This is a genomic window from Microbulbifer maximicatervae (SeqCode) (genome assembly GCF_056232625.1).
In genome coordinates this window covers 113,123-140,103 of record NZ_CP174324.1, presented here as the reverse complement: position 1 = coordinate 140,103, position 26,981 = coordinate 113,123, and the positions used below count along the sequence as shown (strand labels likewise).

The window sequence follows — 26,981 nt, the reverse complement described above, 5'->3', positions numbered from 1 at the left end:
TTCAGCACATTTTCAATCTTCCCATTCTCCAGTGTGCAAACAAGCCGCGCATTTGTTGACGAACCTTACCAATAAAGGCCCAACTCTTGAAACAGCTTCGCTTCAGATGCTTAAACTTCTTCCTAGCCCAACGCATCAGCGTTTGATCAAGATACTTCTGTAGCCGATAAACACCATATCTCCGCCCAAAGTGACCATAATAGTTCAGCCAACCCTGTATTGCGGGATTAAGTACCTTTGCCATTTCAGATAGTGATCGATCCACCCAGTTAATCACACGCCACTGCCTAACCTTATCCTTGATCCTCTTGAAAGCTTTAGGGCTCATTGATGGACCAAAGGCGGTGAAGGTTTGTCCATGGCGATTCTTTGCTTTCCTGGGACCAAATCGATAACCCAGAAAGTCAAAATGAATCACAGGGTGGTTGTCTTTGCGGTTGCTGTTCTTGCAATAAACCTTGCGGGTTTTCTCTGGATGAGCTTCAAGCCCGCAGGAAGTCAGGCGTGCCTTCAGCGCTGCCAGTAAGCGATCTGCTTCCCGGGGATTACGACAATGGTAAACCGCATCATCAGCGTAACGCTCAAAAGGAATTTCTTTGTGCGTTCTTACCATCCAGACGTCCAGCGCGTAGTGCAAAAACAAGTTCGCCAACAGTGGGCTGATTACGCCCCCTTGTGGAGTGCCTTGTGTTCGCTCTTCAAACTGTCCATCCTGATGCTGTACCGGAGCCGTCAACCAGCGCTGCACATAGAGTCTGACCCACCGATGATCATTATGTTTATCTAATGCCTTCAGTAGGAGTTCGTGATTAATATTGTCAAAGAAACCTTTGATGTCTAAATCAACCACCCAGATTCTATCCCAGCATCGTTGTCGAGTTCGGCGCACTGCGTCTATAGCAGACTTACCTGGTCGATAACCGTAGGAGTCAGGGTGAAAGACCTTCTCCAATTCTGGTTCCAGCAGTTGCTTAGCCACCATTTGTGCAATGCGATCTTCGATTGTGGGAATACCCAGTGGTCGCAGGCTGCCATCGAGCTTCGGAATATCCACTCGTTTGACGGCTGATGGAAAATAGCTGCCAGATGACATTCTATTCCACAGCTTGTACAGGTTTCTGGCGAGATTCGATTCGTACTGCTCTATCGTTATCCCGTCAATCCCCGCACCGCCTCCATTGGCCTTGATCTGCTTCCACGCTTCCCAAACCGCCCGTTTGGGAATATTGAATGGCTTTGCGCTAATCGTTAATTCCTCCCCCTCTGGGTTGATTACACGGTTAGTCGCCGAATACGACAACCCCTTCGCTCCACGACCATTACAGTCACTTCTCCACTACTACGGGTTGTTCCGCCCCTGTGCCCAGTCTTGGTACTCAACGTCTTGTAGGGCCTCTACTTGACGCTCTTCCTTAACACCTGGACGACAGGTTCTCCTGTTCCACCCAAAAGCCTGTTGTGTGTTCACGCCGCCTTTATGCCGGATGTCACTTGGTCGGTAAACAGGTAACCTCCAAGCTTATCCCCGCACTTAGCCAGTGCACGGGTTTTGACATCATCTTGGTAATCCGCTTTCGACACCTCATCAGCGGTTCATTTGCATTCGTCTCTACACAACATACCTGACGTATCTCGTACGCCTTTTCCTCAAGCGCTTCTAACCAAAGCTCTTTACTCCGATCACCTTGAGGCGGTTTGTTACCACTTCCTGCAAAGCGATAACGGAGGGCCGACCTCCATCTCCTGGATAGCACGTATTTATTTATTTTTTTTATTTATAAAAAATAAATTAAAAAAAATACTCAGGACGCACTGGCTATATGCATCATACGCTAGATACCCGCTCGTCTTCAATAAAGTGGAGTAGATTCAGTAGCTTGGGGTGTGTCCCCAAGCTCTGGGAGCGTTGCGCTCGCCTTTCCTTCTTCTATGCTTATCGTTCTCGTGCGCCCCCTCTTCTAGCCACTTCTTTCAATACTTACCCAAGAGAACATCCTTTCTTGTAGCCTATATCAGTAGGAAATGAATATGTTGATATTGAAACGCCGAATAGGTGAAAACCTACGAATCGGCACCAAAGTTTCGGTTAAGGTACTAGAGGTCAAAGGCAATCAAGTAAAGATGGGGATACATGCCCCCAAATCCGTATCTGTTCATCGCGAAGAAATATATAGGCGCATCCAAAAGGAATAGATGGTGAACTACCGAAGCCGTTTAGAAGCAAGTGTCCGGTCTTCCCAGCGGCCTTCCAATCAATTTATGACTTTTAGAAAGGCCTCGGTTAGCTAAACACTTGCACAAACTAACCAACAACAACTGTCTGTTGTGGTCAACTCCAATACGAACTGCATTCAATTGAAACTTTTATAGATGGGGTCGTTGAAAGGCGTATTACATACTATCTGCTTATATTTAGCATATGCTTCTGCATTATAATTTCTGGATTGGGGATTCATAAAACCATGAAGGTAAGTGGAATGATGAACCTCCACTTGCTCTTTCTGCTTCAACGTATGCATGATCTCTAATACAGAAAAATGAGTCTCCATCGCCGGGAATATCAAGTGCGCAGGAAATATAGGGTCAATTTTGACGTGATGGCGAATTTGTGAACTATAAAATAAAATTGCCCCTGAAACATTACTCAAACCCTGATGATCAGATAACCTCCATATGGCCGATGCGCCAATACTAAAACCTACTAAACTCACTTGACCAAATGATGCGCCGATTCTCTCTGATAATTTTTCAACGTATTTATCGGGCCCAACCCTTGATGTAAAGTGTGAATACGCCTCAACTTCACAATCGAAATTCATCAATTCTGAATTATATGGATCAACTATCTCTACACTACCAGGAAGATCAGCTGCAAATCGCTCTAACGCTTTTGTCCGACCAAAAATATCTGAAACCAAAATCCAAGCCATAGTTTTTTTCATGTAACAAGAAAGAAACGGCACACCGACCAGTTATAGTTTACTCTGTGCATATTTATCGAGTTCGATACAGTATGTCGTAAAACATCGGCCCAACAGCTCAGTTTTATGTACTGTTTTGGATATTCTTTTCAAAGCTCTGTATTCTGGTCTACTGTCAAGTAAATGACACACTATTTCCTTATGCCCTAACTCCTTAGCCCAACCGATCATTGTTTTGAATACCGAGAGTCCAGAACCCCAAAACTGTTGAGATATGACAACAGCCATCTCAAAGCCGCTATCGTCAGGTTGAATACCACACCACCCAGCTAATACTCCACCGATGTAAATTAGTCGAACACGGCACCCAGGCTGGGAGTCTACTTCTAACTTAAACTTGATCCACTCATTAAGGCTTTGGTCATCAAAATATTCATGTTTAATTAAGTGCTCCCTAAGTGAATCCTCATTGAGTACAGCTAACAGCTCATCTCGCTTCACTTGAGTTAGCTCCTTAAAGTCTATTCTGCTCATATTAAAATAACTTTGACCCTCTCGTTTTGGGGTGGTTTTAAAGACGAAACAGTTTTTTCCTGCTTTGTAAGTTACCCAAGAGTAGTTGCGACCGAAGGGTCAGCGCTTATTCAATAGGGAAAGTTCCTTGATCTATTTGAGGAAAAGAATGCAGTCACCGTGCAAAAAACACAAAAATAGGACATCAACTTCATCGCTTTATTAGTCGCTACGGTTTGCTCTCTTGTACTTTTCCTGGTATTCGCGGCGCTGCTTAGTAACTTCATACAATACAATTCCAGAAGTTGTTCCGAGGTTCAGGCTTTCAATCATTCCAAACATTGGGATGGATACGCAGAAAGCGCTATTTTCGACTGCAAGATCACTTATACCTCTAGATTCGTTACCAAACCAAACAGCCAGCTTTGGCTGAGTGTAATCAGCCTCATGCAATATAAAGTTGTCTTTTCCTTTTACATGGGGAGAGGTGACAATCGAGATAAATCTGTTTTTCGCCAAATGGTTCAGGCATTCCTCGGTACTATCAAAACGCTTTACAAAGCTCCATTTGATCGCAGAGACAGATGGTTTTGAGAGTGATCTCCTTTCTCTCATTTCCTGCCAGTCATCGGGTATTAGGTTGCGAGGATCAACAATATACGTTTTTTCAACGCCTAATGCATTGACGTTTCTAATGACTGTTCCAATGTTCTTCATATCCATCGGGCACTCGAGAACAGCTATCAGATTTTTACAACGATAAGGCTTAATTTCATCGGCTCTTTTTCGAGCATCACTTTTATCAACTTCCATATTCTCGAAGACCTTAGATAATTTGTTCATTCATAGCCCTACACTCAAATGCATATTCACGCACCGCTCGTAGTGTATCCTAATATTTTCATCTGGCGTTATTTCCAGCTTGAATCAAGGTATAGACGAGCACTAACCAACCCCTTTTCGTACGGGCTTAGATTAGCAATCTTGATTCGGTATTTATCGCACCCGAGAGTATGTTTATGGTACGAGCCCAATAAAATGTCATTTGTTTTGTTACCAGCTCTTGCTTCACTGTAGGATTTCAAGCTATCTCCGATACCACTATCTCCTATATATTTTCCCTTATTCGCGAAAAAAACTGTTTGGTAAACAAAATCTCCAGCCATATTCATTAACGAAACTTCCAGCCCTGCTTTTTCATTAGCCCAATACCTTGGCTCCTTTGAATACCAATAAACCTTAAATTGAAACCCTACGTTCTCTGAGCACATATTCATAAATTCATATTCTTGCCCCTCTTCGCTCATATCAAAACTATCAAATCTGACATTATGGTATGTGGCAGGCATGAACATTAGCCAGCTTGTATCCTTCGTATAGATTCCATCTCCTTTAAACGTACAAGACGCTACAATGAATGACACAAATATAACTTGAAGCCAAGAAATTCTAAATATACTCAACTTTACCCCCTTGAACATAACACCTTAATAACCGGAAACCAGATCGCAGCAAAACATAATATAAGTCATCCTGTACCAAAGACGTATAAATCATTGTTTTTTAAAATAGCACACCGACATGACCACTATAAAGAAAAGCAACAACGGGCAGCTTGGTTTAACTTGGGAAAAATCGGCACTCTCTATCTCAGCCTCTAATTTCAATAGTTTTTCTGTATGCCAATATCTTTTAGGAGCATTTCATTTGCGAATATCACAATCCTATTACTCCACTCATTATGACCAAGCTCTTCTACTGAATCATAAAGATCAATCAGCTCTCTAGATTCTTGTTCGAGGAGGCTTTTAGCAACTCCTGAGATAAAATCATACAGATCGATAATACCCATATGATGCTTAGCAACCTAAAATGTTTGACCGAAGGCGTTTTCTGCTGGAGTTGCCGGCCCATCTATTTTGAGGGCGACATAACTTCAATGTTATGATCCACTATTTGGAATACTCGCTATTTGGATATAAATTGCCTTAGGTTTGCTCTTAAATACCTCGGAAACGACTTCTTTTGTTATAACTTCAAGGTTCTTCACAGTTTCCCCGCGCACGTCATTGACATCTAAAACAACAGTAACTTGAGTTAATACTCCATTGTTAATACTAAATCCGAGCTGTGAGTCCCAGCCGTATTTTTCTTTAATGGCAGCTTGGGCAAGCTCCTGTTTTTCAAACATGCCTTTCATATCATCGACAGCATCGCAGGCAACTAACAGAATTGTAGCCAGAGCCAAAAACAGCATTCTAATCATTAAATTCTCCACTCGCTTCAAACTTACAACCCCAATAACAGGCCATGAATCTTTTATTATGTACTATCGCAGCTATCAGAAATTTTCTCCATTTTTCCGTAACCGACTTCACCAAAACTTCTTAAAGAAGCTGTTGATTCTTTTTTAATGTTACTAACCATCCTGCTCCATTGGATATCAGCCTTCTTTGAACTTATAAAAACAATACCCCACGTCTGACTTTCAACCCAAGCTCCGCCATCATGAATTATATTCATTAGCAAATTTCCAGATTTTTCCAGCACTTCATATTCCTGATAAAACTTCTGGAACGGCCCACCTTCTTTCAGCTTAATGTATAATTCGGGAATCTCTCCACAGTTTAATACTACCACCTGATAAATGGGTTCACCCGTATCATTTGGAAGAACTTTAGTAGAAAATCTTTCAATGTAACCTGACCATGTGCCGGACGCCCTTCCTGTCTCAGATAACTTATCTGGCTTTGCGACAAAAGTTGTACATGAAATCAATATTAAAGGAATAAATACTAAAAAATACTTCATAACCATCTTAAAACTTTAACGCTTGCATTTGCAGCGGCTGCTATAAAGCATAAGGTGCCGCCGCTTTTTTGTTATGACTAGACTTACTCTGGCCATTTATCACCCTCCGAACGGGCAATAAAATCGTAGTTTAACTCAGTACCAAAGGGCTCAGATGGTAATTCCGAGCCTTGGTAAGTAACTGAGCACTCCTGGTTTAAAAATGCCAAAAGATCATGTATCCCAGCCTCTTTAGCTTCTTGTACGATTTTAGCAATTTCATTTCGCTGGACTTCAGATAACGATGAAAGCACCTCGTTGCGGTACTCGTTTTCTTTAGTATCCGGGTAGATACCCAGCGCCACCCACTTAGAAGTGGCTGATTCTTTTATAGAAACCACTTTCTCAATAAATTCTTTGTATTTTCCTAACCCTTTATTCATGAATTAACTAGCCATTACGTCCGCAGCACATGCGAGTTTATAGTAAAGGAAAAGTCGAAGCGGAAAAGCCGTCGCTGTACCTACGTTTGTTATACACTATTGCCTTGTCGCTCAAAGTCATATTTTAGCCCCGGCGGCAAGGTGTAGTACCCGCTCTCATTAATTGAAACATACATTGTTTTGCCTGCAATTTTTGGCTCCCAACCTGAACTCAATGCAAATCCTACAGCCTCTCTTACAGACTTTGGTGACAGAGTAAAGTACCAACTACTAGCATCTATATACAATAGAGATTTGGTGTTTCTAGCGAGATGTACTCGAATATGGAATTCCTTGCATGGATACAAAAAAAAGATTCTCTTGATTAGCCACCCAGAAATAAATGCTATTTCCAATATGTAATTTTCGTTTGATTTTATTTGTCATGATTGTACATTTTATTTATATGTTAGCTCCCTAACCACTATTATCTTGACTACTATTTCAAATGTAAATCAACTGCTCACATTTACCTTTCACTATCATTTCAATTAGATGTACATAAACGAGACCATCGAACCAAATAAAAAAGTATGATCAATATAACCACTATCACATGTTGCAGATAGATAACCAACTCTTTGATTTTAAGATTATTACTCTAAAGATCTTAGTCTCTTCAAAAATAACGGTCACTAAGAAGATCATTGAGCGAACCCACACGCTTTAATCAAAAATAGAACTCGCTCAACTACCACCGCCAAGTCGCCGCTATATATGGCCCATGTTGAGTAATATCATAAGCAAAACGCCCATCAGAGAGTCGATCGGAATAATCAATACTGTAATACTGATACCCAAAACGCAGTGAGGTGGTTTTCCAGGCGCGCCAGTCGAATCCGGCTAGTAGATTCCACTGTAAGTCATCACCCCCAGCGCCAAAGCCTCCCAGTTCCGTGCGTACAGCAATGGTTAGGCATTCAGTAATTCCGATTGCACCTCGCGCAGATAGCGTAGGTTCCCACCAACTCTGTTTGCCTCCAAGGCGATTCCTGAATTCGGGTCTGGGGCCTATATTAATTCCCGCTCGTGCTTTCACTTCCTGCTTTAATCGGTTCCAGCGCAAACCCGCTCCCACATCTACAAAGTACTTTCGCCCACTATTAGCCAGATTCCCTTCTAAAATCCGGTAACCGGCTAGGGCATTTATCCAGCCCTGGCGAGCATCCACCTCAACATCAATATCTACATCGATATCCAGCTGTGGGTTTCGCGGTGGGGTTATGGTTGCTCCCTTGTCCAATCTGAGGTGCACATAGTAGAGATCCGCCACTACCCCAAAGCGCCCTTTCCAGGCTTCCAGGCGCACAGAAAATGCAGCGTTGAGGAGCTCCAGGGTTTTACTTAAATCCAGATCAATATCGACACTGGTGTCAGCGACAGTGGAAGTCCCTTTAGTGCGAAGCGGGAGGAAAAGATAGGGAGTGGCGAGGAAGCGCCAGTCATCGGGATCTTTGGAAGTTAGGCTGGCAGCCGGTGCAGGCTCCGAACTTTGCGCAGCGGCGGTACAGGAGATAAAGCTACAGAGCGTTAGCGCCAATATTTGCCTTGCGCTTTTCTCTTTCGCCTGTCCCTGTTTCATAGCAGCAACCGCTCCAAATCATTCGAGGCCCGATAGAGCACCAATGAATAAGGATAGATAGAGCTGAGGGAAGTTTCAGAGTGAGGAAATCTGCGGCATAGGGGGAGGAAATACTGCCGGGCAGGTAAAACTACCCGGCAGTGAGAAGCGATTAGTCGTTCGCTTCAGGGCGCATATGCGGGAACAGCAGTACGTCGCGAATCGACGGAGAGTTGGTAAACAGCATTACCAGACGGTCGATACCGATGCCCTCACCAGCGGTGGGCGGCAGGCCGTATTCCAGCGCGCGGATATAGTCGGCGTCGTAGTGCATGGCTTCGTCGTCACCGGCATCTTTCTCCGCAACCTGGGCTTTGAAGCGTTCAGCCTGATCTTCCGCGTCGTTCAACTCGGAGAAACCATTGGCAATCTCGCGGCCGCCTACGAAGAATTCAAAGCGGTCGGTAACAAACGGATTGTCATCGTTACGGCGAGCCAACGGAGACACTTCGGTTGGGTACTCAGTGATAAAGGTCGGCTGGTCGAGACGGTGTTCTACAGTCTTCTCGAAGATCTCGATCTGTACCTTACCCAGGCCCCAGCTATCTTTCAGCGGGATTTCCAGCTTCTCAGCTACCGCGCGGGCGGATTCGATATTGTCGATATCGGCCGCAGTCAGTTCCGGGTTGTAGTGCAGGATGGAGTCGAACACAGACAAACGCGCGAACGGCTTGGAGAAGTCGTAGCTGCTGTCCTGGTATTCCACAGTGGTGGAGCCCAGTACATCTTCACAGATACCGCGCAGCATCTTCTCGGTGAGGTCCATCAGGTCGTTGTAGTCCGCGTACGCCTGGTAGAACTCAAGCATGGTGAATTCGGGGTTGTGGCGCGTGGATAGGCCCTCGTTGCGGAAGTTGCGGTTGATCTCGTAAACCCGCTCAAAACCACCCACGACCAGACGCTTCAGGTACAGCTCCGGGGCAATACGCAGGTACATATCGATATCCAGCGCATTGTGGTGGGTAACGAACGGACGCGCGCTGGCACCGCCGGGAATAACCTGCAACATGGGCGTTTCCACTTCCATAAACTGCTGGCCGTTGAGGAAGTCGCGAATGTACTCGATCACTTTGGAGCGCACGCGGAACACTTCGCGGGCTTCCGGCGTCGCGATCAGGTCCACGTATCGCTGGCGATAACGCATTTCCTGGTCGGCGATGCCGTGGAATTTTTCCGGCAGCGGGCGCAGTGCTTTGGTCAGCAGGCTGTACTCTTCACAGTTGACGTAGAGGTCGCCCTTGCCGGATTTGTGCAGTGTGCCTTTTACGCCGACGATATCGCCGATATCCCAGGCACCGAAGCGCTCTTTAATATCTTTCTGTGCCGCTTTATCGGCGTAGAGCTGGATGCGGTCAGACACATCCTGGATCACCATAAAGGGTCCGCGTTTAGCCAGGATTCGCCCTGCTACGCACGCCCGTTTACCCAGTTCTTCCAGCTCCTCTTTCTGTTTATCGCCGAACTCAGCTTGCAGGTCGGCAGCGAGGTTCTCGCGGCGAAAACTGTTGGGGAAAGCATTGCCCTTCTCGCGCAGAGCGGAAAGCTTGGTGCGGCGCTCGGCGATCAGTTTGTTTTCGTCTTGCTGGATATCAGTCATGGTGATCTATCAGTTTTGTGATTGATATTGCCCCTCATCGACGAGGGGCGCGGTGAGAGTGGAGACTTTAAATCAGAGGCCGGCTTTTAGGCTGGCTTCGATAAATTGGTCCAGGTCTCCGTCCAGTACTGCCTGGCAGTTGCTGGTCTGGACATTGGTGCGCAGGTCCTTGATACGCTGGTCGTCCAACACGTAAGAGCGGATCTGGCTGCCCCAACCGATGTCGGCCTTGCTGTCTTCCATGGCCTGCTTCTCTGCGTTGCGCTTGAGCATTTCCTGCTCGTACATTTTTGCGCGCAGCATTTTCCAGGCTTTATCGCGGTTCTGGTGCTGGGAGCGCTCGCTCTGGCACTGCACGACGATACCGGATTCTGTGTGGGTCAAACGCACCGCAGAATCGGTTTTGTTCACGTGCTGACCACCGGCGCCGGACGCGCGGTAGGTGTCTTCACGCACCTGGGATTTGTCGATTTCAATCTCGATATTGTCATCGATTTCCGGTGACACAAATACCGAGCTGAAAGAAGTGTGACGGCGGTTGCCAGAATCAAATGGCGATTTGCGAACCAGGCGGTGTACACCGGTTTCTGTGCGCAGCCATCCGAAGGCGTGGTCGCCGGCGAAATGCACGGTGGCACTCTTGATACCGGCTACTTCCCCTGCGGAGACCTCTTCCAGGGTGGTCTTGAAGCCGTGGGCTTCACCCCAGCGCAGGTACATGCGCAGGATCATTTCCGCCCAGTCCTGGGCCTCGGTACCACCGGAGCCGGCCTGGATATCCAGATAGGCGTTGTTCTCATCGTTCTCGCCGGAGAACATACGGCGGAATTCCAGAATCCCCAGCTGCTGCTGGAGACCTTCGATCTCAGTGGAGACCTCCCCTACGGAGTCCTCATCATTTTCCTCGACTGCCATTTCCAGCAGCTCGCGGCAATCGGCGATGCCGGAGTCGAGGTTTTCGATGGTATTAACCACCGTTTCCAGGGAGGAGCGCTCGCGCCCCAGTTCCTGTGCGCGGCTGGGGTCGTCCCAAACGCTCGGCTCGGCCAGCTCCAGCTCTACTTCGGTAAGGCGTTCTTTCTTGCTGGCGTAGTCAAAGATACCCCCTAAGAACGTCGGTGCGCTCTTCGAGGTCTTTTAATTGATTGATGAGGGGATTGATTTCCATGAACTTTCGGTGTCCGGACAAAATAAAAAGCGGCGCGCATTCTACCGCAGCGCGCGGGGGTCCTTCCAGTCAGATAGAGGCTGATATGGCGGCAAATCCTCTACTAGGCGGTCTGTCCCGAGAGCTTTTCCAGAATTGCGCAGTCTGGGGACTCATTGCCGGCGCAGCTATCGGCAAAGGCCCGCAAGGTTGCGCGCATCCCCAGCAGGGTCTGCAACTGCTCTTCGAGCTGCCCGAGCTTGTGATTGACCAGGTCTTTGGTCTCGCGGCTGTGGCGCTCCGGGTTATCCCGCAACCCCAGCAGCGCCCGGACCTCCTCAGTGGTAAAGCCACAGGCCCGCGCGCGGCGCACGAAGCAGAGGGTTTCGACATCGGCAGTGGAGTAATCCCGATAGCCATTAGCGGAGCGACCGGGCACCACCAGACCAATATTTTCGTAGTGGCGCAGGGCCTTGGCACTGAGGCCCGAACTCTCTGCGGCCTGGGAAATATTCACGATTACCCCACTTAAGGTTTCAACTCAGGCACTGTTGTCCCGACAGGCAGCAAACTGATACTGCACTTTCTCCGCAGGGCTATATCCCAGCTCAATTGAGGCATCAAGGGCATCCATACCGATCAGGTGCATCAGGATATCTCCAGTGGGTGCGCCACATACGGCTGGATACATCCGGTCTGTGCGGACTCCACAGCGGGACTCCTGCACCTTCACCCCATTGTCACTCAACTTGGCCTGGCTCTGCTGAAGGGTCATACCACCCCCTTCGCACTGCTTGCTGCCACTGCCGCGGTAAATCCACACCATTTCCCCTGGCCTCATAGTCGCTGCAGGAGGCGTGGGTGCGACTTCGGGCTCCGCCGCGCCGGGTGTGTTCTCAACCTCGTTCTCCATCGCTTTCTCCTCCCTCGACTGGCCGCAAGCCGCCACTGAGATAATCAGGGCCCATACCCATAAGAATGACAACCGTTTTTTCAACACAGAACATCCTCCATAAAGCGATAAATAGCCGTGTCAGGATAACGCCAACCAGGCTCCCACCGATAGCATCAAAGTACCAGAAATCCGATTAACCAAACGCACATTTTCAGACCGCTCCAACAATCGACTCAGGGCCTGGCCGCCACTGGCATAAATCAGCAGGCACAACGCCTCCAAAAGCAGCAATATCGCCAGCAAGACTGAAAGCTGGGGTATCAGAGGTTTGGTATCGTTAATAAATGGCGGTAATAACGCAATAAAAAACGCCCAGCCCTTGGGGTTAGCCACAGCTGTAACAAAACCCTGTAGTGCCAGCGCTCTTCGCGATGGTCGGCTAGCGTCGACCGTATCACCCTGATCCATCAGAGCCAGCTGCCCCCGGGAGCGCCACATCTGCATGCCTATCCAGGCCAAATAGACGGCCCCGCAGTATTTGAACAGCTGAAATAAAGTCGGATACTGAACCATCAATACCGCAGCACCGAGTGCAGAAGTAATCGCCACCGACGCAACACCGATCAACTCTCCCACCATCATCCATAGAGTCTGACGCACGCCCAGGGTAATTCCCAGACTGAGCGATAGCATCATGCAGAGCCCCGGTGTGACCGAGGCAAAGAAGCTTGCGGGAACAAAGAGTGCCAGTGTCGATAATTCCATTGATATTCCTAGTGGTGAGTACCGCTGTGGTTGCCGTAATGACTGACCAGCATCCCCGCCAGCATCAAACCACAGCCAATTAACTCCGTGGTATTGAGCATTTCATTGAGGAATAGCCAGCCCGCCGCCAGGGCAAAAACTGCCTCCAAACTCATAATTACAGTAGCGTGAGAAGGCGCGGCGTAGCGTTGGGCCAAGAGCTGGAAAGTAAACGCCAGTGCCGTGGAGAAAATCATCATATAGGCGATAGGCCAAGCCGCATCGATCGCCGATTGCAGTGTCGCCTCTTCGGTAAATAGCGAAGCTACGGCGGACAAAAGGCCACACACCAGGAACTGGATACAGGCGAGTCGCAAAGCGTCGTAGCGTTTTACCAGTCGATCTGCCGTCAATACCTGGATGGCAAAAACAAAGGCACTGGCAAATACCATTAAGTCGCCCACCAGCTGGGATTCTTCACTGAAGTCCGCCAACCAATAGAGACCGAACAAAGCGAGACCAATTCCCATCCAGGTCCAGCGATTGGTTTTATGCCCCAGGGACAAACCGATTACAGGCACCAGCAGTAAATAAAAACCGGTAATAAATCCAGCGCGGCCGGCAGTGGTATACAGCAGGCTCACCTGTTGCAGTGCCGCGCCTAGAAACAGCCAAAAACCCAACAGTGCGCCACCGGGCAGGCAGGCCCGCCAGGTGTGATTCACCGATTGCCCTTCGGCTTCACCGGGCTGGGCATCACGACGGGAGGACAACCAGTAAACGATGGGGATAAGGATTAAACCGCCGAGAATAAAACGCCATGCGTTAAATGCCAGCGGCTCAATATCCGCCATGGCAATCTTTTGTGGCACAAAGGCAACGCCCCAGAAGAGAGCGGCTAATAACAGTAGGACTTCGGCCTGGACTTGTTTACGTTTCACTACTTTTTACTTCCAAACAACTTGGGAGCTGTTGCAAAAAACTCCGTGTTTTTCCCAACAACCAAATACAAAGTGCGCCCTATACCGCTTCTAACAGGCTCACCATTAATTGCAGGGATTCCCGCCCGCGAAATTCATTAACATCGAGCTTAAAAGCCAAGCGCACTCTTTCCGTGGGCTGCGGCCACTGCTCGGTGTCCACATTAAAAGCAATAGCATCCAGCTCCAGTTGCGGCGCCTGGGGCGGCGCCACCACCATTTTTAAATGGCGCTCGCCGACGATGCGCTGTTGCAGCAACAGGAATTCACCGTCGAATACCGGCTCTGGAAACGCCTGTCCCCAGGGCGCACAAGCGCGCAACATGGCTGCCGTGTGCAAAGTGTAATCCCCAGATTCCAACTCACCGTCAGAGTCGATAACCGCGTGCAGCTGGTTTTCATTCAGGCGGTTGCGCACCACCTGCTCAAAAGCCTTACGGAAAGCCTCCAGGTTTTCCTGGGGTAAGCTCAGCCCCGCCGCCATGGCGTGGCCACCGAACTTGCTGATCAGGTCCGGGTGAGAGGCGGCTACGTCACTCAGGGCATCGCGAATATGCAGCCCGGGAATCGAACGCGCAGAGCCCTTCACCAGGCCGTTATCACCCTCAGCAAATGCGATCACCGGGCGGTGGAATTTCTCTTTGATGCGGCTGGCCAAAATACCCACCACACCTTGATGCCAGTTGGCATCGTACAGACACAAACTCCAGGGAATTTCGCCCTCCAGTCGCAACTCATCCAGGGCCGCCATTGCCTCCCGCTGCATCCCCTGCTCGATCGCCTTGCGATCCCGGTTCAGGGCGTCCAGCTCGCCGGCCAGCTCCCGCGCTTCACTGGGATCGCGGGTGAGCAGGCAGCGGATACCGGTGCCGATATCGTCGAGACGACCAGCCGCATTAATTCGCGGCCCCAAAATAAAACCAATATCTGTGGTGGAGAGCCTGCGCTGGTCGCGCCCGGCAACCTCCATCAGGGCGGCAATACCGGGCCGGCAGCGGCCGGCACGGATACGGGCGATGCCCTGGTGAACCAGAATCCGGTTGTTGTGATCCAGCGGGACCAGGTCGGCCACAGTACCCAAGGCGACCAAATCCAGGTATTCGGCCATATTGGGCGGGGCGATACCGCTCTGCTCAAACCACCCACTCTGCTGTAGGGCCGTGCGCAAACGGCTGAGCAGATAAAAGATCACCCCCACCCCAGCGAGGTTCTTGCTGGGAAAGTCACAGTCCGGCTGGTTCGGGTTTACGATGGCATCCGCCTGCGGCAGCTCACTGCCGGGCAGGTGGTGATCCGTCACAATCACTTTCATACCAGCAGCTTTTGCCGCTGCCACGCCCTCGATACTGCTAATACCGTTATCTACGGTGATCAGCAGGTCGGGCTGATAATCTTTGGCTACCTCGACAATTTCTGGAGTCAGCCCGTAGCCGAAGTCAAAGCGGTTCGGCACCAGGTACTCCACTCCCGGCGCGCCCATTGCACCCAGGGCCAACACCCCCAAGGTGCTGCTGGTGGCTCCATCCGCATCGAAATCCCCCACGATAAGGATTTTCTTTTGCCCGTGGATAGCATCCACCAGCAAGGCAACGGCAGCCTCCAGCCCTCGCATACTCTGCGGGCTCTGTAATTGAGAGAGACTGTGATCCAGCGCTTCTTCGCTGACAATCCCCCGCCCCAACAGGACACGCTGCAATATTTTTGGTGTTTCAGAAGCAAAACGGCCAGTAGACATATCCACTGGCCGTCGCTGAATTTTTGTACTCAATGTATTTCTCAGCAAACAAATAGCTAATCGGTTGCCGCTTATTGCACGACAGTGTGCCGATTAACTGCCTTCTGACAGCATCGTCGCCATATAGTCGTGTACTTGGGACAAGTTATTGGGCAATACCTTGAAGCGCTCCTCCCGCTGCCAGAGATCCTGCATATGACTCGGCAGGGGAATCTCTTTTTCTGGCAGGGCCTGGGCCACGGCATCGGGGAATTTTGCCGGGTGTGCGGTAGATAAGCAAACCATGGGCTGCTCGGTGGAGTGACGTACCTGTCGTACGGCTTCAACCCCGATAGCTGTATGCGGATCGAGCAGATATTCGCAGGAGCTGAAGGTCTCGCCAATCACTTCAACCGTGCGCTTGTCATCCACCCGACTGGAGGAGAAAACTTCCCTCGCTTTGCCCAGGGCCGATTCACTCAAATGCATGGGCTGGCTGCGATCCGCCAGCAATTCAGCAACCGTCGCGCCATCGCGACCGTAGAGATCAAACAGCAATCGCTCAAAGTTGCTCGACACCATAATATCCATACTGGGAGACAAGCTGTGCACCAGAGGTTTGGGAGTGTGGTCATTGCCGCTGATGCAACGATGCAGAATATCGTTGGCATTGGTCGCAATTACCAATTGGTCGATAGGCAATCCCATCTGCCTCGCCAGGTAACCGGCAAAAATATCGCCAAAATTACCGGTGGGTACGGAGAAATTAACGGTTTTATCCGGCGCCCCCAGGCGCAGGGCGGCATAAAAGTAATAGACGATCTGCGCCATAATCCGCGCCCAGTTAATGGAATTAACCGCTACCAGGCGGCGTCCATCGGGCAGGAATGATTGATCGGCAAAACTCGCTTTCACCATATTCTGGCAATCGTCAAAATTACCTTCGAGTGCGATATTAAATACGTTGCCCGACTGCACCGTGGTCATCTGGCGTCGCTGGACTTCAGACACACGGTTATGGGGGTGCAGAATAAAAATATCGATATTGTCGCAATGGCGGCAACCTTCGATCGCGGCCGAACCGGTATCCCCAGAAGTTGCTCCCATAACCACCACTCTTTCACCGCGCTTTTTCAGCAGGTGATCAAAGAGTTGACCGAGGAACTGCAAGGCAAAATCTTTGAATGCCAGGGTGGGCCCATGAAACAACTCGAGCACCCACTCATTGGTGTCTGTCTGCACCAGCGGGGCAATAGCTTTGTGGCGGAAGTGCTTGTAGGAGCGTCCGATAATACCGCTCAGCTCTTCATCACTGAGATCATCCCCCACAAACGGCTGGATAATGCGAAAGGCCAGCTGCTCGTAATCGAGCCCCGCCATAGAGGCAATTTCCTCGCGAGAAAACTTCGGCAAAGTCTCGGGAACATAGAGGCCTCCATCGCTGGCAAGGCCTGTTAGTACGGTATCGGCGAAGGAGAGAGACGGCGCGCTGCCGCGTGTGCTGACAAATTTCACAGTATTTCTTGGCTCTTATCGCTGGCTGGGGAGTTTATTGATTGGGGCACCGAGCCCGGGGTTATGTCACTCGGCGCCCGCGGGGTTTATCCGAGGCTCTCGACACGAATCCTGACGACCTCACCTTCGACCGTTTCCAAAGCCTCTATTTGTGCAACCGCTTGGCGGAGGCTGGCTTCATCAGCTCGACTGGTCAAAATCACCACCGGGACAAGTGCTTCACCTTCAACCGGTTCGTGCTGGATCAGAGCCTCGATGCTGATGCCCTGATCACTGCAAATGGTGGCCACCTGAGACATAACACCGGGCTTGTCGTGGGCGGCGATACGCAGGTAATAACTGGTAATAACATCTTCTTCCGGCAGAACCTGGGTTCCCCCTTGGTTCGCAAGGGCGACACCCGCTGCCGGCACCCTGTGCTCCGGCTTGGCCTCAAGAGTGCGGGCCACATCAACAAGATCGGCGATCACTGCCGATGCCGTGGCTTCATCGCCCGCACCAGCGCCGTAATACAGGGTTGGTCCCACAGCATCGCCGCTGACCAGCACCGCATTCATAACGCCGTTTACGTTGGCGATCAGGCGGCGCTGGGGGATTAAAGTCGGGTGCACCCGCAACTCCACGCCCTTGTCAGTGCGACGCGCAATCCCCAGATGCTTGATACGGTATCCCAGCTCATCGGCGTAGCGAATATCTTCACTACAGATCCGGCTGATGCCTTCGGTGTACACCTTGTCAAAAGCGAGCGGCATAGCAAATGCCAGGGAAGCCATAATCACCAGCTTGTGAGCAGCATCGATACCTTCCACATCAAAAGTGGGGTCCGCTTCCGCATATCCTAAAGCTTGGGCTTGGGCCAGAGCTTCATCGAAACTGCGCCCTTTTTCCCGCATCTCAGTGAGGATGTAATTGCCGGTGCCATTAATAATTCCGGCGAGCCACTGCACCTGGTTACCCACCAAACCTTCGCGCAGGGATTTAATAATAGGAATACCGCCAGCTACCGCCGCCTCATAGGCAATGGTGACATTGTGCTTTGCGGCCAGCTCAAACAGCTCGTTGCCGTGTTCGGCAATCAACGCCTTGTTAGCGGTGACAACATGCTTGCCATTTTCAATCGCTGTGCGCACCAGCTCCTTGGCTACCGTAGTACCACCGATAAGCTCCACCAAAATATCCACGTTGGGATTATTGGCGACATCGAAAATTTCCCGGGTAACGTTTATCTGGCTGGTATCACAGTGTGCGTTATCGCGGCGCGCACCTATTTGCTCAATGACCAGGGCGCGACCGCAACGGGCTGCAATTTCCCGCCCATTGCGCGCCAATACATTCACCGTTCCACTGCCGACAGTACCCAGGCCACAGATACCGATCCGCACGGCACGGGGTGCCTTTTTTACAACCACCTGAGCCTCCGCCTCCGCAGTCTCTTCCACTGTTGCGCTCACAATGTTCCTCCGCGCAACTATAGGGGCAGCGAACCAGACCGGGATCTACCCCCGATTACATAGAAAGTGCCACCACAGGAAGCCGCGCAATAAATGCAAATAAAATTGACAAAAGATCATCAACCTTACCGAGCGGAACGTAAAAAAGTCAATATAATTGCGCCATAAAGGCACCGCTTCCGGCTAGAGTAGAGTCGAAACTTCTGTCACCCAAAATCACCTCTTGAAACCAACAGCGTCCTCAGTAGATGCTATAGAAGCATCTACTAGCATCAGGTAACAGCAACCTGCGAAATTGCATCCACCGCGCCTTTGCACAAAATAGGGGCGTACTGAATCCGGACTCAGATAGTGGTCGAGTAATGAAGAAAACCCTAATCCTTTATACAGGCGGAACCCTGGGAATGCGCCGAAGCGAATCGGGCTATGTGCCTGACGCCGACCTGGAAGGCGCTTTGGGCCGCCTCTTACAAGATGTTATCGGCCAGCTTCCACAATACGATTTCCAGGCACTCGACCCACTGCTGGATAGCGCCAATATGCGACCAAAGGACTGGTATCACATTGCCAGCCTGATACGCGACAACTATAGCCAGTACTCAGGCTTTTTGGTGTTGCACGGCACCGACACCATGGCCTACACCGCCTCAGCACTGTCCTTTGCCCTGCAAGGCATAGAAAAGCCCGTGGTCGTCACCGGTTCCCAGATTCCCTTGCGGGAGATGCGTAGCGACGCCTATAACAACTTAATTGCGGCGCTATTATTAAGCGGCTCCGACGATATCAGGGAGGTTTGCCTCTACTTCAACGGCAAACTTCTACGCGGCAACCGTGCAGTGAAGGTCAGTTCTGGATCACTGGATGCTTTTAGCAGCCCCAATTACCCCTGTCTCGGGGAAGTGGGTATCCAGGTCAATATCGACCACAACGCCCTGCTGGTGCCCACCGGTGAACCGCAGTTTCAGATTCCCACCAATGCCAATGGCGGAGTGATTTTACTGAAACTATTTCCCGGTATATCCCCCTCACTGATTGAGAAAATTTTAGAGAGCCGCCCCAAGGGCCTGATTATTGAAACATACGGCACCGGCAATGCGCCGACTGACGACAGTGCATTTACTGAGCAGCTTGAGAAGGCTTCAAAGCTCGGCACTATTTGTGTAGCAGTGTCCCAGTGTTTGGAGCACCAGGTGGATCTGGGTAAATACGCTGCGGGCTCCGCACTGCTTGATGCCGGTGTTATAGGTGGTCTGGATATGACCAGCGAAGCCTGTTTTGTAAAGCTCAACCACCTATTGGCAATGGGCCATTCCGATACGGAAATTAAAACCCTATTACAGCGCCCGTTGTGCGGTGAGTGCAATCACCCCAACTGATAAAAACTGTAACTATTGGCGAAGCCATATGGCTTCGCCTTTAAAAAGGGACCGAGTGATTAACAGGGATTGAAGGGATAACCTCTATCCAGAAGCAAAATACCGATGAGCAATGATTTTTCGCAAAACCTCCGCCTTCTGTGCAGCTTCTACCCATCCATAGCCGAGGTGTGCCGGCGAATTGGGGTGAATCGTGCCCAGTTCAATAAATATCTCAACGGTAACACTCAACCCTCCCAATACACCCTGGGAAAGATATGTCATTTTTTTGGCGTAGAGCCCCATGAAATCGTGATGCCCCACGAGCAATTCAGCCAAATTGTTCGCGTGCGCAGCGCACCCGTCTCCGACAGCCTCCCCGCCAGGCCCTACAATCGCGATATTGATATTCTGATGCGGGAGTCCCAGGGGCGGGCTGATAAATATTTAGGCTTCTATTTCGAGTACCACTACTCCATGACCTTCTCCGACCATATTATTCGCAGCCTGCTGCATATTGAGTCGGATGGTGATGGATATTATTTTCAGCGCTTCGAACGAATGCGCTACCCAGACAGGGATGAGTGGTATAAATCCCGCTATAAAGGCATGCTGCTCTTTCTTGCCGATCGTATTTTTTTGGTTGGCTATGAATCACTGACTCACAATGAAATCGCACAAACTATTTTATACCCTACCTATAAAAGCCGAGTCAGCTATTTATCCGGATTAAAACTGGGAGCATCCGCCAGTGACAGGCGTGAGCCAGTCTGCACAAAAGTAGTTCTCGAATCTCTCGGTCGCAACATCAGCATTAAAAACGCACTGAAATTATGTGGTGTTTTTGGTCCTGAGTCCGAAGAGATAAACAAAAACATCCGCGAGAATATTCGCGCAACCTCTACAGAGGGGCCGCAGAGTTTCTTTGCGACACCACTCTAAAAATACTTTCCAATTAATTACTAAATTACCCCAACACGAGGCTTGCGGGAGGCGGGGATATTACCCCACCCCACACAGGCCCATACGATGAAGAGAAGAGAAACTGATGACCAACGATTTCCATACACTCAAACCAATGCCGGTTTTTAGTGCAGGTGCAGAAACCCGCTTGGAGAAAGACTTATTGGGTGAGCGCGAAGTACCGGCCGATGTCTATTTTGGCATTCAAACTTTGCGCGCTTTGGAAAATTTCCAGATTACCGGAATTACCCTGAATCACTTCCCCAATCTGGTAAAAGCACTGGCGATGGTAAAAAAAGCTGCGGCCAGCGCCAATGGACAGCTCGGCTACCTGGAGCCCAAACTGCAAGATGCCATTGCCACTGCTTGTGACGAGATTATCGATGGCAAACTGCACGATCAATTTTTGGTAGATATGATTCAGGGCGGCGCCGGTACTTCTACCAATATGAATGCCAATGAGGTGATTGCCAACCGCGCGCTGGAATTACTCGGTCACAACAAAGCCGAGTACAAAAAAGTACACCCAAACAACCATGTAAACCTGTCGCAATCTACCAATGATGTTTATCCAACCTCGATAAACCTGGCCATTCTGCTCAGCTACAGCGACCTGGTTCAGTCCATGGAGAGCTTGTGCGTTGAGTTCGACAAGAAGGCCAAAGAGTTTGCCTCAGTAATTAAAATGGGGCGCACCCAGCTGCAAGATGCGGTACCTATGACTCTGGGCCAGGAGTTTGCCGCCTTCGCCGCTACTGTGCGCGAAGATGTCGACAGAGTTAAAGAGCTGGTCGCTCTATTCAAAGAGATCAATATGGGGGGCACCGCGATCGGCACCGGCATTAATACGGACCCGGAATATCGCCAGCTGGTTGTTAACGCGCTGTCAGAGATTTCCGCCATCGACTTTGTCTGCGCAGAAAACCTGGTGGAAGCCACTTCCGACATGGGCGCCTTCGTGATGTTCTCCGGCGTCATGAAACGCATCGCCGTTAAGATCTCGAAAATTTGCAGCGATTTACGCCTGATTTCCAGCGGCCCTCGCGCTGGCCTCAATGAAATTAACCTGCCGCCGATGCAACCCGGCTCATCCATTATGCCCGGCAAGGTCAACCCGGTTATTCCCGAAGTGGTTAACCAGGTTGCCTACCAGGTGATCGGCAACGACCTCACGATTACCCTGGCTGCTGAATCCGGCCAGTTGCAGCTCAATGTAATGGAGCCAGTAATCGCCTTTAACCTGCTACAGTCCATGCGCCTGATGACCCAAGCCATGACCACGCTTGCGGATCGTTGTGTGAGCGGCATCACTGCCAACGAAGAGCACTGCCTGCAACTGGTTGAGAACAGCATCGGCCTGATTACTGCGGTAAACCCGTTTATTGGCTATGAAAATGCCACCCGCATCGCCAAGCAGGCACTAATTACCGGTGCCAGTGTGAAGCAGTTAATCCTTGATGAGGGGTTACTGAGTGAGGAGGAACTGAACGATATCCTCGCGCCGGAGAATATGACCCAGCCGAGAAAAGTAGAAATTAAAAACCCTGCTTGAAAACAAAAACCGGCGGCCTCTCGGCTGCCGGTTTTTTAGCTATCAGCCGGGCTTAAATTCCCAGCTCTTTAAGCAGGCGATCCGGTGGTAAGTAACCGGGAACAACCCGACCATCTTCCATCACGATAGTCGGCGTACCGCGCACATCGATAGCCTCGTTGCCCAGCTTGTATTGAGCTGCCACCGGGTTTGTCTTACAGACATCCAAAGGCACATTTTCACGGTTCTTAAGTGCAGTCAGCGTCTTGTTGCTGTCTTCCGCACACCATGCAGTTGCCAGCTTGCGATACCCCAGGGAATTCAGGCCACCGCGCGGGAATGCCAGGTAGCGCACTTCGATACCGCGCTTGTTCAGCTCGGGCACATCCTGGTGCAGCTTGCGACAGTAACCGCAATCCACATCGGTAAATACATAAACGCTTGCCTTGGTTTCACCTTTTGGGGAGAAGACAATCATATCGTCTGTATCAAGGGCGCCCATAACCGCAGCGCGGCGCGTCGCTCTACGCTGCTCGGAAAGGTTGGCAACACCGCCAGCCTTCACCTGATAGAGATCGCCGTAAACAAAGTGATTACCATCAGCAGAAACGAACAGGGTCGTGTTGCCATCATCGACATCCACTTCGTAAAGCCCCTCAATTGGACTCTCCCGCACCTCTCCATAGGTTGCTTTGGGATTACTCGCCTCAAGGCGTGTCTTGATGGTTTTTACAACGTTGGTATCGACTTCTGCCAACGCTGCAGAGCCCACCAGACTGAGTAGCGCGCCAGCGATTGCCAGCGGCTTCTTGATAAGCGTCATTACCAATTGCTCCTTAAATTCTCATTGGGCTTCGACTTAATCATCGGCCTTCAGTTCCAGCCAGTATGGCAGCTCTTTGCCGCTGCGAACCTAATTGGCACGTTTTAACATATCCAGTCACCTTGGACTACGCAAAACACCGCAAGACGTGAGCGCTTTAGCGAAATTGACTGTATCCCCGCGCCAGGGCAAGCCCGTGTCCATTTATGTCAGTTAAGGCAAGCAGACCCAATCTGGGACACCAAATAAGCTGCTCCTAACCCACATACAAAAAAGGCCGAAGCGTACGCTTCGGCCTTTTTCTGCGATCAAGGAGAGCTTAGTTGAGCTTCTCTTTGATACGTGCAGCTTTACCAGTCAGGCTGCGGAGGTAGTACAGCTTGGCCTGACGCACGTCACCGCGACGCTTAACCTTGAGGCTGTCAACCATCGGACTGTGAGTCTGGAAAGTACGCTCAACGCCAACACCGTGGGAAATTTTACGCACGGTGAAGGAGGAGTTCAGACCACGGTTGCGCTTACCGATAACCACGCCTTCGAACGCCTGCAGACGCTCACGGTTGCCCTCTTTTACTTTTACCTGAACGATTACAGTGTCGCCCGGTGCGAAGGGAGGTACTTCGCTCTTCAGCTGTTCCTGCTCCAGCTGCTGGATAATTTTGTTAGTCATTTGGATCGCTCCCAAATACAGATTGTGTAGCTTCTCAGCTAGTTCACCGAACTACTCGCGCCTCCCGGCGAATTCGGCCTCAATTTTCTTCGAGCTTCTGTTCCCGCTGGATCTCATCCAGCAACAACTTCTGCTCATCGCTCAGCTCCAACCCTTGCAATAAGTCCGGGCGTCGCTGTTGCGTGCGCGCCAATGCCTGTTTCAGGCGCCAGCGGCGTATTCTTTCATGGTTGCCGGAAAGCAAAACTTCCGGTACCGCTACTCCCCGATATTGTTCCGGTCGGGTGTAGTGTGGGCAGTCCAGCAGGCCAGAGGAGAAAGAGTCCTCAACCGCCGATTGGTTGTGTCCAAGTGCGCCGGGAATCAAGCGGGTAATAGCATCCACCATCACCATAGCAGCCAGTTCGCCACCGCTGAGGACATAGTCACCAATGGACCACTCCTCGTCGATCATAGATTCGACGATACGCTCATCCACACCTTCGTAGCGCCCCGCCAACAACACCAGGTTGCCAGCTGCAGACAGCTGCTCCACTCCACCCTGATCGAGCTGTCGACCCTGGGGAGACATGTAGATACTGCGTACAGATTCACCATCTTCACCAGCCCAAGCTCGAGCAGCCTCGAGAGCCTGGTAAAGAGGCTCAGCTAACATCACCATTCCCGGTCCGCCGCCGTAAGGGCGATCGTCCACAGTCCGGTGCCTGTCACTGGTAAAGTCCCGAGGATTCCAACAGCGAACTTCTAAAAGGCCATCTTTCACAGCCCGTCCACTGACGCCATACTCGGTCAATGCGGCAAACATTTCCGGAAAAATGCTTACCAGAGCGATTCGTTTTGTCATCGCTCCTACGCCTTAAAAAGCCGGGTCCCAGTCGACGGTTATTACACCGACTTCCAGGTCAATATTGGTAATAAACTGATCAGGTAGATAGGGAATCAAGCGCTCGCGCTTATCCGCTCCACCGCGCACCACCATTACATCGTTGGCGCCAGTTTCCATCATGCGAGCGACGGTACCAAAGTCGTGATCTTCGCCATCGAAATGGCTGACAACCTTTAACCCTTCGAGCTGGTGCCAGTAATACTCACCGTGCTCAAGCTCAGGCATCAGTTCACGAGCTACAGCAATATCGCGCTGGCAAAGTCGAGCCGCCAAATCGCGGTCATCAATGCCTTTCACATGTACGATCAAGCCCTTGCCGTGACGCTTACCAGCGTCAATTTCGAGAGCTTCCCAACCTTTCGGCCCCTGCAAGCGCCAATTAGGGAACTGCAGGATGTTGTCCATCGGCTCGGTATAGGAGTGAACCTTGACCCAGCCGCGCACACCATAAACGGTAGTAACGCGCCCAACCGTGACCAACTCTTCGGAAGGTTTTCCGTTATCTGTCACAGGAGCACCACTTACGCGCAAATTAAGCAGATTCTTTCAGAAGCTTGCCGACGCGGTCAGAAACCTGTGCGCCACGACCCAGCCAGAAATCAACACGCTCGCGATCAACACGCAGACGCTCTTCCTGACCACGGGCAACCGGGTTGAAGAAACCAACACGCTCAATAAAACGACCGTCGCGAGATTTGCGGCTGTCGGTAACGGTCAGATGATAAAATGGGCGCTTTTTAGCACCACCACGGGCCAAACGAATGGTTACCATGTAACTTTCCTATAGGTTCAACACTAGGCAACCGCACTAAGCAGTCACCACAACAACTTTTTACCGGCAGCAGGGCCGGCAGAAAGGCGGCGTATTCTAATGTACCACCCCAGATTTGTATAGGGTCGCCAAGCCGCCCGGAGAACCGCGGTTCTCTACTTCTTTTTGAGGCCCGGTGGCAGGCCTCCAGGCATACCACCCATGCCGCCCATACCACCGCCCATACCGGGCAGGCCGCCGAGTCCGCGCATCATTTTGCCCATGCCGCCGCCTTTGAGCTTCTTCATCATCTTGCCCATCTGCTTGTGCTGCTTGAGCAGGCGATTCAAGTCCTGCAGCTGGGTGCCGGAACCGGCAACGATACGGCGCTTGCGCGAACCGTTAAGAAGGTCAGGATTGCGGCGCTCGGCCGGCGTCATGGAGGAAATCAGGGCATCCATACGCTTAAATTCTTTGCCCATATCGGCCTGTTGTGCAGCCTGCGCTACACCGCCCATGCCGGGCATTTTCTCCAACAGGGAGCCAAAGCCACCCATGTTTTGCATTTGCTGCAACTGATCGCGCAGGTCTTCCAGGTCAAAGCCTTTACCCTTCTGGACCTTCTTAACCAGCTTTTCGGCTTTCTCTTTGTCAATCTTCTGCTCTGCTTCTTCAATCAGAGACAGAATGTCACCCATACCCAGGATACGGGAGGCGATACGATCCGGGTGGAAGGTTTCCAGGGCGTCGGTCTTTTCACCAACACCGATAAACTTGATTGGCTTACCGGTGACGTGACGCACGGAGAGAGCGGCACCACCACGGGCATCGCCATCGGCCTTGGTGAGAATCACACCGGTCAGCGGCAGTGCATCATTAAAGGCACTTGCGGTATTTACCGCATCCTGACCGATCATTGCGTCGATCACGAACAGGGTTTCCGCCGGGTCCAACTCGCTGTGCAGCTCACGGATCTCATCCATCAGCTCGGAGTCCACATGCAGTCGACCAGCAGTATCCACAATCAGCACATCGGCAAATTGTTTGCGGGCAGCGTCCACAGCACCCTTGGCAATATCCAGCGGTTTCTGCTCAGCTGTAGAGGGGTAAAACTGTGCCCCCACTTCACCGGCCAAGGTCTCCAGCTGTTTGATAGCGGCGGGGCGGTAGACATCCGCACTCACCACCATGACTTTTTTCTTTTCACGCTCCTGCAGGTATTTGGCCAATTTGGCCACACTGGTGGTTTTACCAGCGCCCTGGAGGCCCGCCATCAGGATTACCGCCGGAGGTTGTACGGCGAGGTTGAGAGGCTCTGCAGCCGCACCCATCACCTTGACCAGCTCATCCTGAACAATCTTGACGAACTGCTGGCCCGGGTTGAGAGCCTTGCTAACCTTCTGTCCTACCGCAGCGGTGCGCACTTGCTGAACAAATGCCTTAACCACTGGCAGAGCGACATCCGCCTCCAACAGCGCCTTGCGCACTTCGCGCAAAGTATCGCGGATATTGTCATCCGTAAGGCGCGCTTTACCGGTAACTTTCTTTAAGGCCGCCGATAAGCGGTCACTCAGGTTATCGAACATAAATTCGTCTCGATCTCTCCGTTTACGGACTCAACCCCAGTGCGGA

The 26,981-nt window shown here is 50.8% G+C and carries 29 protein-coding genes; 4 read left to right on the top strand and 25 right to left on the bottom strand.

Annotation, left to right across the window (positions count from 1 at the left end; translation table 11 throughout):
* Window position 1: 1 nt before the first annotated feature.
* Window positions 2-1,300 (bottom strand): group II intron reverse transcriptase/maturase, encoded by a 1,299-nt coding sequence (gene ltrA, locus ACJJI6_RS00630; RefSeq protein ID WP_475711195.1) that lies wholly within the window; start codon window positions 1,298-1,300, stop codon window positions 2-4.
* A gap of 728 nt (window positions 1,301-2,028) precedes the next feature.
* Here ltrA and csrA point away from each other — a divergent pair.
* A complete protein-coding gene (gene csrA / locus ACJJI6_RS00625) occupies window positions 2,029-2,193 on the top strand; it encodes a carbon storage regulator CsrA (protein ID WP_475712182.1) in 165 nt (54 codons plus the stop codon).
* Between the two features lie 158 nt (window positions 2,194-2,351).
* Here csrA and ACJJI6_RS00620 read toward each other — a convergent pair whose 3' ends face one another.
* The 18 genes from ACJJI6_RS00620 to ACJJI6_RS00535 form a co-directional block, all read right to left on the bottom strand.
* A complete protein-coding gene (locus ACJJI6_RS00620) occupies window positions 2,352-2,930 on the bottom strand; it encodes a dienelactone hydrolase family protein (protein ID WP_475712181.1) in 579 nt (192 codons plus the stop codon).
* A gap of 42 nt (window positions 2,931-2,972) precedes the next feature.
* Complete coding sequence (locus ACJJI6_RS00615; protein ID WP_475712180.1) at window positions 2,973-3,455, bottom strand: GNAT family N-acetyltransferase; 483 nt, start codon at window positions 3,453-3,455, stop codon at window positions 2,973-2,975.
* 201 nt (window positions 3,456-3,656) lie between these two features.
* The gene (locus tag ACJJI6_RS00610) at window positions 3,657-4,277 is read right to left on the bottom strand and encodes a TrmH family RNA methyltransferase (RefSeq protein WP_475712179.1); all 621 of its coding nucleotides are present in this window, start codon (window positions 4,275-4,277) and stop codon (window positions 3,657-3,659) included.
* A 68-nt stretch (window positions 4,278-4,345) separates the two neighbouring features.
* Window positions 4,346-4,783 (bottom strand): hypothetical protein, encoded by a 438-nt coding sequence (locus ACJJI6_RS00605; protein ID WP_475712178.1) that lies wholly within the window; start codon window positions 4,781-4,783, stop codon window positions 4,346-4,348.
* Between the two features lie 314 nt (window positions 4,784-5,097).
* The gene (locus ACJJI6_RS00600; protein ID WP_475712177.1) at window positions 5,098-5,286 is read right to left on the bottom strand and encodes a hypothetical protein; all 189 of its coding nucleotides are present in this window, start codon (window positions 5,284-5,286) and stop codon (window positions 5,098-5,100) included.
* A 90-nt stretch (window positions 5,287-5,376) separates the two neighbouring features.
* Window positions 5,377-5,700, bottom strand: a complete 324-nt coding sequence (locus ACJJI6_RS00595; RefSeq protein ID WP_475712176.1) for a hypothetical protein — start codon at window positions 5,698-5,700, stop codon at window positions 5,377-5,379.
* A 56-nt stretch (window positions 5,701-5,756) separates the two neighbouring features.
* Window positions 5,757-6,245 carry a hypothetical protein gene (locus ACJJI6_RS00590; protein ID WP_475712175.1) on the bottom strand — a complete coding sequence of 163 codons (489 nt, stop codon included), beginning with the start codon at window positions 6,243-6,245 and terminating at the stop codon, window positions 5,757-5,759.
* Window positions 6,246-6,328: 83 nt separating this feature from the next.
* Window positions 6,329-6,667, bottom strand: a complete 339-nt coding sequence (locus ACJJI6_RS00585) for a DUF6547 family protein (RefSeq protein ID WP_475712174.1) — start codon at window positions 6,665-6,667, stop codon at window positions 6,329-6,331.
* A gap of 730 nt (window positions 6,668-7,397) precedes the next feature.
* Entirely contained in the window at window positions 7,398-8,288 is an 891-nt protein-coding gene (locus tag ACJJI6_RS00580; RefSeq protein ID WP_475712173.1) for a hypothetical protein, read from the bottom strand.
* A gap of 151 nt (window positions 8,289-8,439) precedes the next feature.
* The gene (gene lysS, locus ACJJI6_RS00575) at window positions 8,440-9,924 is read right to left on the bottom strand and encodes a lysine--tRNA ligase (RefSeq protein ID WP_444886817.1); all 1,485 of its coding nucleotides are present in this window, start codon (window positions 9,922-9,924) and stop codon (window positions 8,440-8,442) included.
* A 72-nt stretch (window positions 9,925-9,996) separates the two neighbouring features.
* A protein-coding gene (prfB, locus tag ACJJI6_RS00570) for a peptide chain release factor 2 (RefSeq protein ID WP_413662795.1) occupies window positions 9,997-11,092 on the bottom strand; the annotation gives its coding sequence in 2 pieces (ribosomal slippage) (window positions 9,997-11,019 and window positions 11,021-11,092; 1,095 coding nt in all).
* 103 nt (window positions 11,093-11,195) lie between these two features.
* Window positions 11,196-11,588, bottom strand: coding sequence for a MerR family transcriptional regulator (locus ACJJI6_RS00565; protein ID WP_445358737.1), 393 nt, complete (start codon window positions 11,586-11,588; stop codon window positions 11,196-11,198).
* Between the two features lie 24 nt (window positions 11,589-11,612).
* Window positions 11,613-12,071, bottom strand: coding sequence for a hypothetical protein (locus ACJJI6_RS00560; RefSeq protein WP_475712172.1), 459 nt, complete (start codon window positions 12,069-12,071; stop codon window positions 11,613-11,615).
* Window positions 12,072-12,104: 33 nt separating this feature from the next.
* On the bottom strand, window positions 12,105-12,731 hold the full coding sequence (locus ACJJI6_RS00555; RefSeq protein ID WP_475712171.1) for a LysE family translocator: 627 nt from the start codon (window positions 12,729-12,731) through the stop codon (window positions 12,105-12,107).
* Between the two features lie 8 nt (window positions 12,732-12,739).
* Window positions 12,740-13,651, bottom strand: a complete 912-nt coding sequence (locus tag ACJJI6_RS00550; RefSeq protein WP_444893194.1) for a DMT family transporter — start codon at window positions 13,649-13,651, stop codon at window positions 12,740-12,742.
* Window positions 13,652-13,730: 79 nt separating this feature from the next.
* Window positions 13,731-15,425 carry a single-stranded-DNA-specific exonuclease RecJ gene (gene recJ, locus ACJJI6_RS00545; protein ID WP_475713427.1) on the bottom strand — a complete coding sequence of 565 codons (1,695 nt, stop codon included), beginning with the start codon at window positions 15,423-15,425 and terminating at the stop codon, window positions 13,731-13,733.
* 93 nt (window positions 15,426-15,518) lie between these two features.
* Window positions 15,519-16,919: a threonine synthase gene (gene thrC / locus ACJJI6_RS00540; protein ID WP_475712170.1), complete on the bottom strand. Its 1,401-nt coding sequence runs from the start codon at window positions 16,917-16,919 to the stop codon at window positions 15,519-15,521.
* An 86-nt stretch (window positions 16,920-17,005) separates the two neighbouring features.
* Entirely contained in the window at window positions 17,006-18,328 is a 1,323-nt protein-coding gene (locus tag ACJJI6_RS00535) for a homoserine dehydrogenase (RefSeq protein WP_444898218.1), read from the bottom strand.
* A 404-nt stretch (window positions 18,329-18,732) separates the two neighbouring features.
* On the opposite strand from ACJJI6_RS00535, the gene ACJJI6_RS00530 reads away from it, so the two are divergent.
* From ACJJI6_RS00530 to aspA, 3 genes are all read left to right on the top strand, one after another.
* Window positions 18,733-19,746 (top strand): asparaginase, encoded by a 1,014-nt coding sequence (locus tag ACJJI6_RS00530; protein ID WP_444914359.1) that lies wholly within the window; start codon window positions 18,733-18,735, stop codon window positions 19,744-19,746.
* A 105-nt stretch (window positions 19,747-19,851) separates the two neighbouring features.
* Window positions 19,852-20,667: a helix-turn-helix domain-containing protein gene (locus ACJJI6_RS00525; RefSeq protein WP_413662803.1), complete on the top strand. Its 816-nt coding sequence runs from the start codon at window positions 19,852-19,854 to the stop codon at window positions 20,665-20,667.
* 106 nt (window positions 20,668-20,773) lie between these two features.
* Window positions 20,774-22,240: an aspartate ammonia-lyase gene (gene aspA / locus ACJJI6_RS00520; RefSeq protein WP_444933821.1), complete on the top strand. Its 1,467-nt coding sequence runs from the start codon at window positions 20,774-20,776 to the stop codon at window positions 22,238-22,240.
* Window positions 22,241-22,292: 52 nt separating this feature from the next.
* On the opposite strand, the gene ACJJI6_RS00515 is transcribed toward aspA, so the two are convergent.
* The 6 genes from ACJJI6_RS00515 to ffh all read right to left on the bottom strand — a co-directional run bounded on the left by ACJJI6_RS00515 (window position 22,293) and on the right by ffh (window position 26,935).
* Entirely contained in the window at window positions 22,293-23,042 is a 750-nt protein-coding gene (locus ACJJI6_RS00515) for a DsbC family protein (protein WP_475709664.1), read from the bottom strand.
* A 319-nt stretch (window positions 23,043-23,361) separates the two neighbouring features.
* A complete protein-coding gene (gene rplS, locus ACJJI6_RS00510; protein WP_282934563.1) occupies window positions 23,362-23,718 on the bottom strand; it encodes a 50S ribosomal protein L19 in 357 nt (118 codons plus the stop codon).
* A 73-nt stretch (window positions 23,719-23,791) separates the two neighbouring features.
* Window positions 23,792-24,556, bottom strand: a complete 765-nt coding sequence (gene trmD, locus ACJJI6_RS00505; RefSeq protein ID WP_413662806.1) for a tRNA (guanosine(37)-N1)-methyltransferase TrmD — start codon at window positions 24,554-24,556, stop codon at window positions 23,792-23,794.
* 12 nt (window positions 24,557-24,568) lie between these two features.
* The gene (gene rimM, locus ACJJI6_RS00500; protein ID WP_108735295.1) at window positions 24,569-25,108 is read right to left on the bottom strand and encodes a ribosome maturation factor RimM; all 540 of its coding nucleotides are present in this window, start codon (window positions 25,106-25,108) and stop codon (window positions 24,569-24,571) included.
* A gap of 22 nt (window positions 25,109-25,130) precedes the next feature.
* Window positions 25,131-25,370: a 30S ribosomal protein S16 gene (rpsP, locus tag ACJJI6_RS00495; RefSeq protein ID WP_108733998.1), complete on the bottom strand. Its 240-nt coding sequence runs from the start codon at window positions 25,368-25,370 to the stop codon at window positions 25,131-25,133.
* A gap of 155 nt (window positions 25,371-25,525) precedes the next feature.
* Window positions 25,526-26,935, bottom strand: coding sequence for a signal recognition particle protein (gene ffh / locus ACJJI6_RS00490; protein WP_444896544.1), 1,410 nt, complete (start codon window positions 26,933-26,935; stop codon window positions 25,526-25,528).
* Window positions 26,936-26,981 lie beyond the last annotated feature (46 nt).

Coding starts and splice junctions, on each gene's coding strand:
- csrA (WP_475712182.1), top strand. CDS start 2,029: ATGTTGATATTGAAACGCCGAATAGGTGAAAACCTACGAATCGGCACC.
- ACJJI6_RS00620 (WP_475712181.1), bottom strand. CDS start 2,930: ATGGCTTGGATTTTGGTTTCAGATATTTTTGGTCGGACAAAAGCGTTA.
- ACJJI6_RS00615 (WP_475712180.1), bottom strand. CDS start 3,455: ATGAGCAGAATAGACTTTAAGGAGCTAACTCAAGTGAAGCGAGATGAG.
- ACJJI6_RS00610 (WP_475712179.1), bottom strand. CDS start 4,277: ATGAACAAATTATCTAAGGTCTTCGAGAATATGGAAGTTGATAAAAGT.
- ACJJI6_RS00605 (WP_475712178.1), bottom strand. CDS start 4,783: ATGCCTGCCACATACCATAATGTCAGATTTGATAGTTTTGATATGAGC.
- ACJJI6_RS00600 (WP_475712177.1), bottom strand. CDS start 5,286: ATGGGTATTATCGATCTGTATGATTTTATCTCAGGAGTTGCTAAAAGC.
- ACJJI6_RS00595 (WP_475712176.1), bottom strand. CDS start 5,700: ATGATTAGAATGCTGTTTTTGGCTCTGGCTACAATTCTGTTAGTTGCC.
- ACJJI6_RS00590 (WP_475712175.1), bottom strand. CDS start 6,245: ATGAAGTATTTTTTAGTATTTATTCCTTTAATATTGATTTCATGTACA.
- ACJJI6_RS00585 (WP_475712174.1), bottom strand. CDS start 6,667: ATGAATAAAGGGTTAGGAAAATACAAAGAATTTATTGAGAAAGTGGTT.
- ACJJI6_RS00580 (WP_475712173.1), bottom strand. CDS start 8,288: ATGAAACAGGGACAGGCGAAAGAGAAAAGCGCAAGGCAAATATTGGCG.
- lysS (WP_444886817.1), bottom strand. CDS start 9,924: ATGACTGATATCCAGCAAGACGAAAACAAACTGATCGCCGAGCGCCGC.
- ACJJI6_RS00555 (WP_475712171.1), bottom strand. CDS start 12,731: ATGGAATTATCGACACTGGCACTCTTTGTTCCCGCAAGCTTCTTTGCC.
- recJ (WP_475713427.1), bottom strand. CDS start 15,425: ATGTCTACTGGCCGTTTTGCTTCTGAAACACCAAAAATATTGCAGCGT.
- ACJJI6_RS00530 (WP_444914359.1), top strand. CDS start 18,733: ATGAAGAAAACCCTAATCCTTTATACAGGCGGAACCCTGGGAATGCGC.
- ACJJI6_RS00525 (WP_413662803.1), top strand. CDS start 19,852: ATGAGCAATGATTTTTCGCAAAACCTCCGCCTTCTGTGCAGCTTCTAC.
- aspA (WP_444933821.1), top strand. CDS start 20,774: ATGACCAACGATTTCCATACACTCAAACCAATGCCGGTTTTTAGTGCA.
- ACJJI6_RS00515 (WP_475709664.1), bottom strand. CDS start 23,042: ATGACGCTTATCAAGAAGCCGCTGGCAATCGCTGGCGCGCTACTCAGT.
- trmD (WP_413662806.1), bottom strand. CDS start 24,556: ATGACAAAACGAATCGCTCTGGTAAGCATTTTTCCGGAAATGTTTGCC.
- rpsP (WP_108733998.1), bottom strand. CDS start 25,370: ATGGTAACCATTCGTTTGGCCCGTGGTGGTGCTAAAAAGCGCCCATTT.
- ffh (WP_444896544.1), bottom strand. CDS start 26,935: ATGTTCGATAACCTGAGTGACCGCTTATCGGCGGCCTTAAAGAAAGTT.